Raw genomic sequence first — 13,184 nt, forward strand, 5'->3', positions numbered from 1 at the left:
AGTAGTATGGCAGTAGGGTTCGAAATGAGGTTGCGGCAACGCAGCCCGACATATCCGTCACCCCGGCACAAGGCCGGGGTGACGTGGGATTGAACAGGAATCGCCCCATGCGCCGCGCCGACCGTCTCTTTCAGATCATCCAGCTGCTGCGGCGGCACAGCCGCCCCGTCACCGCCGATGCGATCGCGGAGGAACTGGAGACGTCGAAGCGCACCATCTATCGCGACATCGCGACGCTGATGGCGCAGCGCGTGCCGATCCGGGGCGAAGCGGGGATCGGCTATGTCCTGGACAGCGGGTTCGACCTGCCGCCGCTGATGCTGACCACCGACGAGGTCGAAGCCGCTGTGCTGGGCGCGCAATGGGTGAAGGCGCAGGGCGATCGCGTGCTGGCGCGCGCGGCCGAGGATCTGCTCGCCAAGCTGGCCGCCACCGTGCCCGAAAATCTGCGTGCGCTGATCCTCGAGCCGGTGGTGGCGACTCCGCCGCGCTGGGCGGAAGCGCAGGAAGAGCCGATCGACATGACCCAGTTGCGCATGTGGTGTCGGCGTGGGTTCAAGCTCGATCTGGCCTATGGCGATGGCGAGGGGCGGCGGTCGCAACGGACCATCTGGCCCTTCCTGATCGGCTATCGCGACGCGGTGCGCATGCTCTTCGCCTGGTGCGAGCTACGGCAGGATTACCGGAGCTTCCGCATCGACCGGATCGAGAGCGCGGAGTTCCGCGAGGAACGCTATCCGGATCGGCCCGCCGCATTGAAGAGTCGGTGGGTCAAGATGCAGGAAGCCAAGTACGATGATGCGAGATAGGCGCACTACTACCCGAATGAATGTTCCCAATTCGTTCTTCCGCTGCTAAGCGGGCTGCATGGCCAAGCTTCAGAAGCGTTACGTCTGTCAGCAATGCGGATCGGTGTCGTCCAAATGGGCGGGGCAATGCGCTGATTGCGGGGACTGGAATACGCTGGTGGAGGATGCCGGCGCGGTGGTGACGCCGTTCCAGGCCAAGCATAATCTGCAGGGCGGCGGGCGGATGATCCTGCTGTCGGGCCTCGACACCGACGTGCCGCTGCCCGACCGGATGGCGACCGGGATCGCCGAGCTGGACCGCGCATTGGGCGGCGGTTTCGTCGAGGCCAGCGCCACGCTGATCGGCGGCGATCCAGGGATCGGCAAGTCGACGCTGTTGCTGCAGGCGGCTGCCAAGATGGCGCTGGCCGGGCATGGCGTGGCCTATGTCTCGGGCGAGGAGGCCGCCGATCAGGTGCGGCTGCGCGCGCGGCGGCTGGGGCTGGGCAACGCGCCGGTCCAACTGGCGGCGGCAACCTCGGTCCGCGATATCCTGACCACGCTGGGCGGCGCCGCGCCGCCGCGGCTGCTGATCATCGATTCGATCCAGACGATGCACAGCGACCTGATCGAAGGCGCGCCGGGGACGGTGAGCCAGGTCCGCGCATCGGCGCAGGAGCTGATCCGCTTCGCCAAGGAGCGCGGAACGGCGGTGGTGCTGGTGGGGCATGTCACCAAGGATGGCAGCCTGGCCGGCCCGCGCGTGCTGGAGCATATGGTCGATACCGTGCTGGCGTTCGAGGGCGAGCGCAGCCACCAGTATCGCATCCTGCGCGCGGTCAAGAACCGCTTCGGCGGCACCGACGAGATCGGCGTGTTCGCGATGCAGACCGAGGGGCTGGCGGAAGTCGGCAATCCATCCTCGCTGTTCCTCACCAGCCGCGATGAGAGCGTGACAGGCACGGTGGTGTTCCCGGCGCTGGAAGGGACGCGGCCGGTACTGGTCGAGATCCAGGCTTTGGTGGTGCGGCTCGCATCGGGCGCGACGCCGCGGCGCGCGGTGGTTGGCTGGGACAGCGGACGGTTGGCGATGATCCTGGCGGTGCTGGAGGCGCGCTGCGGGCTCAGCTTCTCGACCAGCGAAGTCTATCTGAATATCGCCGGCGGCTATCGTGTGCAGGATCCGGCGGCGGACCTGGCCGTGGCGGCGGCGCTGGTTTCCGCCCTGTCCGAACGCCCGCTCGCCGCCGATGCGGTCGTGTTCGGCGAGATCGCGCTGTCGGGTGAGGTGCGTCCGGTCGCGCATGGCGCGCTGCGGCTCAAGGAGGCGGGCAAGCTCGGCTTCACCCGCGCGCTTGCCCCCGCCGCGCAGGGCAATGTCGCGCTGACCGGCTTCAAGAGCCTGGGTGGGTTCGTCGAGCATATGCTCGGGCGGTAACGCTCACTCCCAGTCGAGCGCGCCCATCTTCCATTCGTAGATCAGTCCGCAGGTGAGCACGAACAGGAAGATCATCATTCCGATCCAGGCTTCCCATCCGACATCGAACACGCTGACCGCCCAGGGGAAGAGGAAGGCGGCTTCGAGGTCGAAGATGATGAACAGGATCGCGACGAGGTAGAAGCGCACGTCGAACCCCTTGCGCGGCGCCTCGAACGCGGGGAAGCCGCACTCGTACTCGGTGAGCTTCTCCGGCGTCGGCTGATGCGTACCGGTGAAGCGCGACGCGACGATGGGTGCCAGCACGAAACCCAGCGACAGCAGCAGGGCGACCCCGAGAAACAGCAGGATCGGCAGCCATTCGAGCAGCGCAGGGGGCATGGGCACTCCTTGGATGAAAGGGGTGCCGGGCCGTCCCGGGCTTGGGCCTGCATCGGAGCAGGGGAGGGCGTGGCCTCCTTCTGGTTTGGGAATCAGCTCTGCGAGGAGAGCTTCATCAGCACCAAGCCGCCGACGATCAGCGTCGCGGCGACGATGCGCATCGGGGTCGCCTGCTCGCCCAGCACCGCGATGCCGACGATGAATGCGCCGACCGCGCCGATACCGGTCCAGATGGTGTAGGCGGTGCCGAGCGGCAGCGACTTCATCGCCAGGGAGAGCAGCGCGAAGCTTGCGGCCATGGTGACGAGCGTGGCGATCGAGGGGCCGAGCTTGGTGAACCCGTCGGACTGTTTCATCAGAAACGCCCAAGCGATTTCGAGCAGGCCGGCAATGGTGAGATAGATCCAGGGCATGACAGCTTCCTTGAACAAGCTGCCGGGCCGTCCCGGGCATGATGCCTGCGCGATGCAGGGAAGGACGTGGCCTTCGGGCGGTCAGATAGGACCGCCCGATGCCGGGGTCAAGCTTCGGGTTCGTAGCGGAGCAGGTCACCGGGCTGGCATTCCAGCACGCGGCACATCGCCTCCAGCGTGGTGAAGCGGATCGCCTTGGCCTTGCCGGTCTTGAGGATCGAGGCGTTGGCGAGGGTCAGGTCGATCCGCTCGGCAAACTCGGTGAGGGTCATGCGGCGTTCGTGCAGCAGATCGTCGAGCATCACGTTGATCGCCATCACACCGTCCCCTCAAGATCGTCGCGCATCTCCGTGCCCCGGCGGAAGACGCGGGCGAGCACGAACAGCACGAGCGCCAGGAGCAGACCGTCGAACGTCAGGTCGATCCCGCCGCCCGGCTCGCCGATCCCTTCCGCGATCTTCGAGACCAATGGGGCGAGAATGAACATGCAGACCTGCAGTGCCACGGTGAGCCAGGCCATCTTCTGGAGCCGGTCGGCATTTTCGGGCTGGAAGGGGTCGCCGGTGCCGACGGTGGCGACCATGCGGCTGAGGTGACGCAGGAAGAACAGATAGAGCGTCATCATCGCTCCGACCAGGGCGGCGCCGGCGATGACCAGCCAGATCGTGTTGCCGTCGGACAGGCGCGGCATCAACTGCTGATCGGGGATGACGACCAGCGCGATCACTGCGCCGGCGGCGAGGGCGATCCCGAGCCCGAGGATGACCATGCCGATCCGCAGGATCAGCTGGGTGACCGCGAGAAGCGGGTCACTGCGTGGAATGTTGTTCATTATCGACCTCCGATATAGTCAATATCGAATATCGATATATACGACTCGCCGGTCGGTCAATCGGATTTATTGAAAAACGATATGCTCTTCGGTCAGACGCTCCGCTTGACCGGTGGACGTCGTGTGCCCAGCGCCGCGATCACGCCCGATCCGGCGATCACCGCCATGCCGGTCAGCGCCCATTCGTCGGGGATGTGGCTGAACACCAGCCAGCCGAGCAGTGCCGACCAGAGCAATTGCGCATAATTGGCGGGGGCGAGGATCGATGCCGGGGCGTAGCGATAGGCGGCGGTGAAGAGGAAATGGCCAAGCCCGCCATAGGCGCCGACGCTGATCAGCAGCAGCGTATCGAACCAGCCCGGCGCCGGTCCGCCCAGGAACCAGGGCGCGGCGATCCCGTAGAGGATGGTGCCGACCAGCGCGGAGTAGAAGAGCAGGGCGGTCGTGCTCTCGCTCGCGGTGAGCACGCGCGAGAGGAGTTGGTAGGCGGAGGTGGTCATCATTGCCACCAGCGCGCAGGCGATGCCGATCGGGTCGAGACCGCTACCCGGCCGCGCGATCAGCAGGATGCCCGCGAACCCGGTGGCGGCGGCGAGGTAGCCGCTGCGGCTGACCCGCTCGCCCAGCAACGGGCCCGAGGCGAGGATCACGATGATCGGCGCGACGAAGATGATCGAGATCGTCTCCGCCACCGGCATGCGCTGGAGCGCGAAGGACGCGGCAAGCGTACCGAGCGCGAGGGTAAGGGCGCGCACGATGACCAGGCCGGTGCGGCGGGTACGCGCGATCTCCCGCCCGTGGAACGGTGCGAGCAGCGCGGTCATCAGGATGAGGTTCACGGCATAGCGCACCGCCGCGATCAGCGGCACCGGATAGCTGGCGGTGAGGTATTTGATGGTCGTGTCCATGCACGCGAACAGCACCAGCCCGGCCATGAACAAGGACAGGCCCCGAACCGTGTGATTGGTGTGCGTCGCGGACAGTTCGGGCATGGGATCGCCGCCTATAGCAAAACGAGGCTTCGACAAGCCTCGCCCGCCCGGTATGAGAAGCCGATGACAACGGGGGACTCATGGGACTGACCGCGATCGATATCATCGTGCTGATCGCAGTGGGCGGCGCGGCGGTGCTGGGGGTGATGCGCGGCTTCGTCACCGAAGTGCTCTCGCTGATGGCGTGGCTGCTCGTGGTGGTGGCGCTTAAGTTCCTCCACACCCCGCTCGCCGCGATCCTCGCCGACGCGGTCGGTACGGTTCAGGGGGCGGCGGTGCTGGCCTTCGCGCTGATCGCGGGCATCACCTTTTTCGGTGGACGGCTGGTGGCCAATGCGATCGGATCGCGGACGCGCAGCGGGCTGCTGGGACCGGTCGACCGCGCGCTCGGTTTCGGCTTCGGCGCGGTCAAGGGGCTGATCCTGGTGAGCCTTGGTTTCCTGCTCGTCACGCTGGCGGTGGACACGGTCGGCGGCGGTCCATCGGAGCGGCCCGAGTGGATGACCCGGTCGCGCACCTATCCGCTGCTCAATGCGACGAGCGCGAGCATCGCCGAATTCGTCGATAAGCGCCGCCGCGGGGAGCCGGTGTTTGGGGAGGAAGCGGGTAACGACAGCCTTGCGAACCGGGCCTCACGCGATACATCGGGCGAATGAACGCGCCGCTCTATAACACTCAGATCCTGCGGCTCGCGGCCTCGATCCCCTTTCACGAGCGGCTCGCGGACCCGATGGCAAGCATCGAGAAGCGCTCACCGGTCTGTGGAAGTCGGGTGACGGTGGACGTCGATCTGGACGATGATGGGCGGATCGGGGCGATCGGGATGATCGTCCATGCCTGCGCATTGGGTCAGGCATCGGCATCGCTGATGGGCGCACATGTCGTGGGGCGGTCGCTGGAAGAGCTGGAAGCGGCGCGAGACGAACTGACCGCTTGGCTCGCCGGTAGCCGGGCCACGCCCCCCGACTGGCCCGGCATGGACATCTTCACGCCCGCACTGCCGCACAGCGCCCGACACCCGTCGATCCGGCTGGGGTTCGAGGCGGTGGCCGAGGCCGCGCGAAATGCCGCGAAGGTGCGCGTCTGATGGAACACGAGGCCGCCACCGCCGCCCACACCTATATCGCCGAATATGCGCCGCTGTTCGGCTTTGCGCTGCTGTTCGTGCTGATCTTCCGCCGCCTGGGGCTGGGCGCGACACTGGGTTATCTTGTCGCCGGCGCCCTGGTCGGGCCGCAACTGCTCAATCTGGTTGGCGAGGCCGAGACCAAGATGGGCATTGCCGAGTTCGGCATTGCGCTCCTCCTGTTCCTGGTCGGTCTCGAGCTCAGCCCGATGCGGCTGTGGCGGATGAAGCGGGACATTTTCGGCTTCGGCCTGCTTCAGGTCGTGCTGTGCGGCCTGGTCATCAGCGCGGTGGTCGCGTTCGGCGCGGGATTCTCGCCCGAAGCGGCGCTCGCGCTCGGCCTGCCGCTCGCGTTGTCGTCGACCGCACAGGTGCTGCCGATGCTGCAATCGGCGGGACGGATGCGCACCCCGTTCGGCGAGCGCGCCTTTTCGATCCTGCTGTTTCAGGATCTGTCGATCGTCCCGCTGATCACGATCATCGCGGTGATGAGCCGCAACCCCGCCGATGCCGCAGGACCGCCGGGCTGGTTGTTGGGACTCTACACCGTCCTCGCGATCACCGGTCTGGTCCTTGCTGGCCGCTACATCCTGCGGCCGCTGTTCCGGCTGATCGGCAATTGGGGCGAACGCGAGTTGTTCGTGTTCGCGGGCCTGTTCACCGTTGTCGCCAGCGCGGCGCTGATGCAGTCGCTGGGCCTCTCGACGGCGCTGGGCGCGTTTGTCGCGGGCGTGATGCTCGCCGACAGCCCGTACCGGCACGAGCTGGAGGCGGATATCGAGCCGTTCCGTTCGATCCTGCTCGGCCTGTTCTTCCTGTCGGTCGGCATGCTGCTCGACCTGTCCGCGATCGCCGAGCGGCCGTTCTTCGTCATCGCGATGGCGATCGCGCTGATCGCGACCAAGGCGATCGTCATCACCGGGCTTGGCCTTGCCTTCCGCATGGGCTGGCGCCAGGCGCTGGCGCTGGGTTTGTTGCTGAGCCAGGGCGGCGAATTCGCCTTCGTGCTGTTCGCGCAGGCGCAGGGCGCGCAGTTGATCGCGCCCGAGGCCGTGAGCATCTTCAGCGCGGTCGTCACCCTCTCAATGGCGAGCACGCCGTTCCTGATGATGTTCACCCGCCGCTTCCGCACCGAGGAAGTCGGGCCGGAGGGCGAGCGCGACGGGCCCGTGGCGGACGGATCGACCGCGCTGATCGTGGGCTATGGCCGGTTCGGCCAGACGGTGGGCCAGATGCTCAACGCGCAGGGCATCGAGGTGACGATGATCGACACCGATATCGAGATGATCGACATCGCCGGCCAGTTCGGTGCCAAGGTCTACTATGGCGACGGCACGCGGCTCGATCTGCTGCGCCAGGCAGGCGCGGGTGAGGCGCAGCTGATCCTGTTCTGCATGGATCAGGATCAGGTTTCGCCCGAACTGGTCGAGGCGGTGGATGAGGCGTTCCCGCAGGCGTCGATCTTCATCCGCGCCTATGATCGCCGCGCGTTGCTCAAGCTCAAGGCGACCCCAGCGACAGCAGTGGTGCGCGAAGTGCTCGAGTCCGCGGTCAAGATGGCGCGGCTGGCGATGGAGGCGGTCGGCGTCGACCCAAGCGAGATCGACAAGACCGAGGATTTCTATCGCAAGCGTGATCGCGAGCGGCTGCGCATCCAGCATGAGGCGGGCGACATGCTGGCCGCGCGTGAGGCGATCAAGCAGCGGCCCGACCTGGGCTTCGCGGTGCGGCGCGAACAGCCCGATCCGCTGCCGTCGGAGCAGGTGTCGGATGAGGACCGGCCGTGAACTGGCTGGTGATCCTCGCCGCACTGTCGGGTGCGCTGGCGGTGGGCGCGGGGGCGTTCGGCGCGCACGGCGCCACGGGCGAGGCGCAGGAATGGCTCAGGACCGGCGGGCAGTATCAATTGATCCACGCGGTTGCGGCGCTGGTGGCAGCGCGGATGGGAGCGAAGGGGCCGGGCTGGCTGTTCGTCGCGGGCGGCGCGCTCTTTGCGGTGACGCTCTATGCGATGGCGCTGGGCGGACCACGCTGGCTGGGCGCGATTACCCCGCTCGGTGGAACCGCCTTGATTATCGGGTGGTTATGGCTTGCATGGAGCATGAGGCGATAGGCTAGGGGGGCTGAATGCCACGGGGGCTGACAGGGATTGCTATTCTATCGCTCGCGCCGTTGGCAGCGTGCACCGATCAGGCATCCAATCCTGCGCCGCCGCGATTGAAGGAGCCGCTGGTTCTCAAGGAACAGGCGTCGACCATCCGGATCCCGGTCGCAATCCCGCTCAAGGAGATCGAGGACGCGATCAACGCCGAAGTGCCGCAGGTGCTGCAGCGGATCGACGAACCGCAACAAGCGTGCATCAAGACCAAGAGCAAGCTGCTGCCCGACATCAGCTGCCGGCTGGTCGGTACCGTCCGCCGTGGGCATATCCGTCTGACGGGATCGGGCAATGTCCTCCGCCTGACCATGCCGGTCAGTGCCACCGTGCGCGCGGAGAATATTGGGAAGATCATCAAGCGCGAGACCGCGACCGGCGCGATGAACGTCACCGCGCGCGTCACGCTGGGTCTCAGCCGCGACTGGCGCCCGCATGCCAAGGTCGCGGCGGACTATAACTGGACCAACAAGATCGGGATCGACTTTCTCGGGCGCCGGATCACCTTTGCGTCCAAGGTCGATCCCAAGTTGCGGCAGATCCTGTCAGGCCTGGAACGCACGCTGCCGCGCCATCTCGACAAGGTCCAGGCGCGCGCGCAGGTTCAGCGCATCTGGGCCAAGGGCTTCACCTCGGTCCGGGTCAAGACCGAGCCGCAGATCTGGGCGCGCTTCACGCCCGAACGCGTCGGCTTTTCCGGTTATTCGGTTCAGGGCGGCAATCTCGTCATCGGCTTTGCCGGGCAAGCGAAGACCGAGACGGTGCTGGGCGAGCGGCCTGCCGATCCGCCGGTGACGCCGCTTCCCAATCTGATGGGCGATCTGCCCGGGCGCGGGATCAACGTTCATGTGCCGGTGCTGGTGCTCTATCCGCTGCTTGAGCGCACCGCGCTCGCCGAACTGCAGAAGCCGGAGTTCCGTGCGGTGGAGCTGAAGGGTGGGCTAAAGGCGACCGCCGATTATCACCGTGTCACCATCTATGGCACGCCGCAGAATCAGGTGGCGGTGGGCGTCGACATGACGCTGAAGGGGCGGGCGCTGACGACCAAGGGAACCGTCTGGTTCGTCGCCAAGCCGGTAGTCGATATCGACAAGCGCATCGTCGGCATCCGCGATCTGGTGGTGGCGGGCGACACCGACAGCAAGGCGTTTAACCTGCTGCTTGAGGTCGTCAATCAGACGACGCTGCGCGACCGGATGATCGCGGCGATCCGCTACGACTTCACCAAGGACTATGACGACGGCCTCGCCAAGGCGGATGCCTGGCTGGCGGAGCAGCCGTTCGAGGGCTTTGTGTTCAAGGGTGATATGGGCCGCGCCGAGATTCGCGATGTCCGCCTCGCGCCCGAAGGCTTTCTGGTCGAAGCGGACGCTACGGCGACCGCGGCGATGACCCACAATCCGCGCCGGGCCGCTCAACTGGTCGCCGAACGGCGGGCCAGGAAGGCGGCGAAGGAGAAGGCAAAGGCGCTGGAGGCGGCGAAGGCGGCACGATAGGCTGGGCCTCCCGGAGGAACCACGCCATGTCCAGTATCCGCCCGATCGTCCAGCTCGACACGCATGAGGTGCTGAACCAGCCGCCGCCGTTCGAGGATGCGAACCTGTTCACCGGCGACCGCGCGCTCGCTGACGCCGTGGCGCTGGCAGGCGGGGCGGGGCATGGAGAGCGGCTGTCCGCGCTTGGCGCGCGCTGCGGTTCGGCTGAAGTGATCGACTGGGGCGTCGAGGCCAATCGCAACATCCCGGTGCTGGAGAGTTTCGATCGCTACGGTCAGCGGGTCGACGAAGTGCGCTTCCACCCCGCCTATCACCAACTGATGCGGCTGGGCCTCGAAAGCGGGCTGGCGTCGGTCGCGTGGGACGGGACACCGGCAGGCCATGTCGCGCATGCCGTGATCCTGTTCCTGACCGGACAGGCGGATTCGGGGACGAGTTGCCCGATGACGATGACCTATGCGTCGGTTCCCGCGCTTCGAGCTGAGGCGGACGTCGCCGACGAATGGGTGCCGCGCATCACCGCAGGTCGCTACGATCCGTCCGTCCGGCCGGCCTTCGAAAAGGCCGGGGTGACGATCGGCATGGCGATGACCGAGAAGCAGGGTGGCTCCGACGTCCGTGCCAACACGACGCGTGCCGAACCGGCGGGCGAGGCGGGCTGGTACAGCCTCACCGGCCATAAGTGGTTCTGCTCGGCGCCGATGTGCGACGCCTTTCTGACGCTCGCTTATGCGGAGGGTGGTCTCACCTGTTTCCTCGTCCCGCGCTGGCTGCCCGATGGCACACGCAACGCCGGATTCCGCGTGATGCGGCTCAAGGACAAGCTGGGCGACCGCTCCAACGCCTCGTCCGAGGTCGAGTATCATGGCGCACTGGCGCAGCGGCTGGGTGAGGAAGGGCGCGGTGTCGCGACGATCATCCAGATGGTGCAGCACACAAGGCTCGATTGCGTCATCGGATCCGCGCAGCAGATGCGCGGCGCGCTGGCGCAGGCGCTGTGGCACACCGCGCATCGTTCAGCCTTCCAGCGCCGCCTGATCGATCAGCCTGCCATGGCCGCGGTACTCGCCGATCTTGCGGTGGAGAGCGAGGCCGCGACCGCGCTCGGCCTGCGGCTTGCCCAGGCGTTCGACGAAGGCGACCCGGTTGCCCGCCTGCTCACCCCGATCGCCAAATACTGGGTGTGCAAGCGCGCGCCTGGCCATGTCTACGAGGCGATGGAGTGTCATGGCGGCGCTGGGTATATCGAGGCGGGGCCGATGCCGCGCCTGTTCCGTCAATCGCCGCTCAATGCGATCTGGGAAGGCTCAGGCAACGTCATCGCGCTCGACCTGCTCCGCGCGATTGGCCGCGAGCCGGAGGGTGTTGAGGCGATGCAGGGCTTCCTGATGGCACAGCGCGGGCAGGATGCCGCGTATGACGCGTGGATCGACGCGATCGACCTCAAGGTGGCGAATGAGGGCAATGCCCGGTTGCTGGTCGAGCGCCTCGCGCTCGCGGCGCAGGCTGCGGTGTTGCTCGGCTGGGAAAGTCCGGCGGCTGAGGCGTTCTGCCGGCTGCGGCTGACCCCGTGCGGCAGTGCCTATGGCGCCTTCGATGCGGTCATCGACACGCGCGCCCTGATCGAGCGCGCGATGCCGATGGCCTGATCAATTGCCGCCCAGGATTCGCGTCACCGCACCGACGGTGACCGGGTGGTATCCGGGCTTCGCCTTGTCGAAGATGCGCCGGGCGATCGGCATGCCCCAGTCGCCCTGCGCCTTGAGACTGCGGTAGAGCGGCGTCACCAGCAGGTTGCGCCCGACGCGGGTTAGATATTCCTCCAGCGCCGGGACGATCGGGTCATAGCGGTTGGCGATGGCGAGATCGAACCAGGCCGACTGGATATAGGCGTTGGTCGACTTGGTCAGGCCCAGCGCGTCGTCCAGCTCCTTGAGCCGCGCCGTGCTCTGCTGGCGTGGGAGGCCGCCGATCAGGCGCTGCCACTGCTGGGTCTGCCATCCCTGAGTCTTGATCGCGCTGGCCGGCCCGCCGGCATTGAACGCGGCGAGCATCGCGTCGACCTGGGCCAGTGTATCCGACTGCACATGCACGGCGTTGGACGGAATGCCCGGCTCGAACACCCAACGATCGAGCTGGAGCTTGGTCTCGAGCGCCTTGTCGCCCTTGATCAGATGCTTGCGGATATCCGCGAGGAAGCCCGCGCTGGTCTGCGGCTGGAAGGCGTAACGATCGAAATAGCCCTTGAGATACACGTCCCATTTGGCGCGGCCGACTGTGACTTCGATCGTGCGCAGGAAGGTGCTGCCCTTCAAATAGTCGAGCTGCCCAGCACCGTCGCCGGGATCGCCGCGCAGCCTTGTGCTCTTCGCCGCGTCGCCGCCGGCATTCTTCACGTCGCGGACCATCCCGGCATAGTCGAGGTCGGAATAGATCGCCGCGCGCTCCTTGCCGTAGAGCGATTCCATGATGCGGTTCTCGAAATAGGTCGTGAACCCCTCGTTGAGCCAACCGTCCGCCCATGTGGCGTTGGTGACGAGGTTGCCCGACCAGCTATGCGCCAGCTCGTGCGCGACGACATCGGTGTTCGAGCGGTCGCCGGTCAGCAGCGTCGGGGTGAGGAAGGTGAGGTTGGGGTTCTCCATCCCGCCATAGGGGAAGGAGGGCGGCAGGACGAGCATGTCGTAGCGACCCCAGCGATAGGGGCCGTACAGCGCCTGCGCCGCGTCGATCATCTTCTCGACATCGCCGAACTCGGCGACGGCCGCGTCGAGCATCCCCGGCTCCGACCACACGCCCGAACGCGGGCCGATCGCCTTGAACTTGAGGTCGCCGACGGCGAGCGCGATCAGATAGGGCGGGACGGGATTGGCCATGGTGAAGCGGAAGGCGCGCTTGCCGCCCGCCTCCGGCGTTCCGGCCGGCGTATCGGCGCGCGCGCTCATCGCCGCGACCAGCCCCTCGGGCACACGCACCGTCGCCGACCAGGTCTGGCGGATGCCCGGGCTGTCCTGCGTGGGAATCCAGCTGCGGTTGTTGATCGCCTGTCCCTGGCTGAACAGGAACGGCTTGGCCTTGCCCAGCGTCTGTTCGGGCGTGAGCCATTGCAGCGCCTGCGCGCCGGGCTTGGAGCGATAGGCGATGCGGATCTTCTTCGCGGTGCCGAGCTGGATCGTCAGCGCGCTGCCCAGCTCCTTGTCCTTGGCGCCGACGGTGTAGGCGAGCTTGCCGCCCTTGGCGTCGGTGATCGACTGGATATCGAGGTCGAGCACGTCGAGCACGATCTCCTTCGCGCCCTTCGCCGCCAGCACATCGAGCGTCGCGACCCCGCCAATCGTCTTGCTGTCGAAATCGACGTCAAGGTCGAGATCGACATGCGTCACCCGCGCCTCGGCGGGGCGGGCATGGGTCCATGCATCCTTCGCTTCCGGCGTGGTGAGGATCGGCGCGACCTTCTGTGCAAAAGCGGGGGAGGCGGCGGTGGCGAGCAGCAGGGCTGCGAGGGCAAGGTTACGCATGGAGCGTGTTGCTAGGCCGGGTTGGTATCCTCCGCAACCGCCCAA

At 66.7% G+C, this 13,184-nt stretch carries 14 protein-coding genes; 8 read left to right on the forward strand and 6 right to left on the reverse strand.

What is annotated here, in order from left to right; genetic code table 11:
- Positions 1-107: 107 nt before the first annotated feature.
- Entirely contained in the window at positions 108-809 is a 702-nt protein-coding gene (locus AC07M1_RS07590; protein ID WP_495161940.1) for a helix-turn-helix transcriptional regulator, read from the forward strand.
- Positions 810-867: 58 nt separating this feature from the next.
- Positions 868-2,226 carry a DNA repair protein RadA gene (gene radA, locus AC07M1_RS07595; RefSeq protein ID WP_495161941.1) on the forward strand — a complete coding sequence of 453 codons (1,359 nt, stop codon included), beginning with the start codon at positions 868-870 and terminating at the stop codon, positions 2,224-2,226.
- A gap of 3 nt (positions 2,227-2,229) precedes the next feature.
- Here radA and ndhC read toward each other — a convergent pair whose 3' ends face one another.
- From ndhC to AC07M1_RS07620, 5 genes are all read right to left on the reverse strand, one after another.
- Positions 2,230-2,607 (reverse strand): NADH-quinone oxidoreductase subunit A, encoded by a 378-nt coding sequence (gene ndhC / locus AC07M1_RS07600; protein ID WP_495161942.1) that lies wholly within the window; start codon positions 2,605-2,607, stop codon positions 2,230-2,232.
- A 92-nt stretch (positions 2,608-2,699) separates the two neighbouring features.
- Positions 2,700-3,020 carry a DMT family transporter gene (locus AC07M1_RS07605; protein WP_495161943.1) on the reverse strand — a complete coding sequence of 107 codons (321 nt, stop codon included), beginning with the start codon at positions 3,018-3,020 and terminating at the stop codon, positions 2,700-2,702.
- Between the two features lie 107 nt (positions 3,021-3,127).
- Positions 3,128-3,337 (reverse strand): helix-turn-helix domain-containing protein, encoded by a 210-nt coding sequence (locus tag AC07M1_RS07610; protein ID WP_495161944.1) that lies wholly within the window; start codon positions 3,335-3,337, stop codon positions 3,128-3,130.
- The gene (locus AC07M1_RS07615) at positions 3,337-3,852 is read right to left on the reverse strand and encodes a DUF2975 domain-containing protein (RefSeq protein ID WP_495161945.1); all 516 of its coding nucleotides are present in this window, start codon (positions 3,850-3,852) and stop codon (positions 3,337-3,339) included. Before AC07M1_RS07615 ends, AC07M1_RS07610 begins: the two co-directional genes overlap by 1 nt.
- 92 nt (positions 3,853-3,944) lie before the next feature.
- Positions 3,945-4,844 carry a DMT family transporter gene (locus AC07M1_RS07620; RefSeq protein WP_495161946.1) on the reverse strand — a complete coding sequence of 300 codons (900 nt, stop codon included), beginning with the start codon at positions 4,842-4,844 and terminating at the stop codon, positions 3,945-3,947.
- Between the two features lie 80 nt (positions 4,845-4,924).
- Here AC07M1_RS07620 and AC07M1_RS07625 point away from each other — a divergent pair, with 80 nt between their 5' ends.
- From AC07M1_RS07625 to AC07M1_RS07650, 6 genes are read left to right on the forward strand one after another with little or no spacing between them, the layout of a single operon-like run.
- Entirely contained in the window at positions 4,925-5,500 is a 576-nt protein-coding gene (locus AC07M1_RS07625) for a CvpA family protein (protein WP_495161947.1), read from the forward strand.
- The gene (locus AC07M1_RS07630) at positions 5,497-5,931 is read left to right on the forward strand and encodes an iron-sulfur cluster assembly scaffold protein (RefSeq protein WP_495161948.1); all 435 of its coding nucleotides are present in this window, start codon (positions 5,497-5,499) and stop codon (positions 5,929-5,931) included. Before AC07M1_RS07625 ends, AC07M1_RS07630 begins: the two co-directional genes overlap by 4 nt.
- On the forward strand, positions 5,931-7,757 hold the full coding sequence (locus tag AC07M1_RS07635; protein WP_495161949.1) for a cation:proton antiporter domain-containing protein: 1,827 nt from the start codon (positions 5,931-5,933) through the stop codon (positions 7,755-7,757). Before AC07M1_RS07630 ends, AC07M1_RS07635 begins: the two co-directional genes overlap by 1 nt.
- The gene (locus AC07M1_RS07640) at positions 7,754-8,083 is read left to right on the forward strand and encodes a DUF423 domain-containing protein (protein ID WP_495161950.1); all 330 of its coding nucleotides are present in this window, start codon (positions 7,754-7,756) and stop codon (positions 8,081-8,083) included. Before AC07M1_RS07635 ends, AC07M1_RS07640 begins: the two co-directional genes overlap by 4 nt.
- 59 nt (positions 8,084-8,142) lie before the next feature.
- Positions 8,143-9,621 carry a DUF4403 family protein gene (locus tag AC07M1_RS07645; RefSeq protein WP_495161951.1) on the forward strand — a complete coding sequence of 493 codons (1,479 nt, stop codon included), beginning with the start codon at positions 8,143-8,145 and terminating at the stop codon, positions 9,619-9,621.
- A gap of 26 nt (positions 9,622-9,647) precedes the next feature.
- Positions 9,648-11,270: an acyl-CoA dehydrogenase family protein gene (locus tag AC07M1_RS07650; RefSeq protein WP_495161952.1), complete on the forward strand. Its 1,623-nt coding sequence runs from the start codon at positions 9,648-9,650 to the stop codon at positions 11,268-11,270.
- Here the strand turns inward: AC07M1_RS07650 and AC07M1_RS07655 are convergent, their stop codons facing one another.
- Positions 11,271-13,139, reverse strand: a complete 1,869-nt coding sequence (locus AC07M1_RS07655) for a M1 family metallopeptidase (protein WP_495161953.1) — start codon at positions 13,137-13,139, stop codon at positions 11,271-11,273.
- Between the last annotated feature and the right edge of the window lie 45 nt (positions 13,140-13,184).

Source organism: Sphingomonas sp. GW821-FHT10C01 (assembly GCF_059415525.1).

What these genes read in the sequence shown, in the direction of transcription:
- AC07M1_RS07590 (WP_495161940.1), top strand. Translation starts at nt 108, where the DNA reads ATGCGCCGCGCCGACCGTCTCTTTCAGATCATCCAGCTGCTGCGGCGG.
- radA (WP_495161941.1), top strand. Translation starts at nt 868, where the DNA reads ATGGCCAAGCTTCAGAAGCGTTACGTCTGTCAGCAATGCGGATCGGTG.
- ndhC (WP_495161942.1), bottom strand. Translation starts at nt 2,607, where the DNA reads ATGCCCCCTGCGCTGCTCGAATGGCTGCCGATCCTGCTGTTTCTCGGG.
- AC07M1_RS07605 (WP_495161943.1), bottom strand. Translation starts at nt 3,020, where the DNA reads ATGCCCTGGATCTATCTCACCATTGCCGGCCTGCTCGAAATCGCTTGG.
- AC07M1_RS07610 (WP_495161944.1), bottom strand. Translation starts at nt 3,337, where the DNA reads ATGGCGATCAACGTGATGCTCGACGATCTGCTGCACGAACGCCGCATG.
- AC07M1_RS07615 (WP_495161945.1), bottom strand. Translation starts at nt 3,852, where the DNA reads ATGAACAACATTCCACGCAGTGACCCGCTTCTCGCGGTCACCCAGCTG.
- AC07M1_RS07620 (WP_495161946.1), bottom strand. Translation starts at nt 4,844, where the DNA reads ATGCCCGAACTGTCCGCGACGCACACCAATCACACGGTTCGGGGCCTG.
- AC07M1_RS07625 (WP_495161947.1), top strand. Translation starts at nt 4,925, where the DNA reads ATGGGACTGACCGCGATCGATATCATCGTGCTGATCGCAGTGGGCGGC.
- AC07M1_RS07630 (WP_495161948.1), top strand. Translation starts at nt 5,497, where the DNA reads ATGAACGCGCCGCTCTATAACACTCAGATCCTGCGGCTCGCGGCCTCG.
- AC07M1_RS07635 (WP_495161949.1), top strand. Translation starts at nt 5,931, where the DNA reads ATGGAACACGAGGCCGCCACCGCCGCCCACACCTATATCGCCGAATAT.
- AC07M1_RS07650 (WP_495161952.1), top strand. Translation starts at nt 9,648, where the DNA reads ATGTCCAGTATCCGCCCGATCGTCCAGCTCGACACGCATGAGGTGCTG.
- AC07M1_RS07655 (WP_495161953.1), bottom strand. Translation starts at nt 13,139, where the DNA reads ATGCGTAACCTTGCCCTCGCAGCCCTGCTGCTCGCCACCGCCGCCTCC.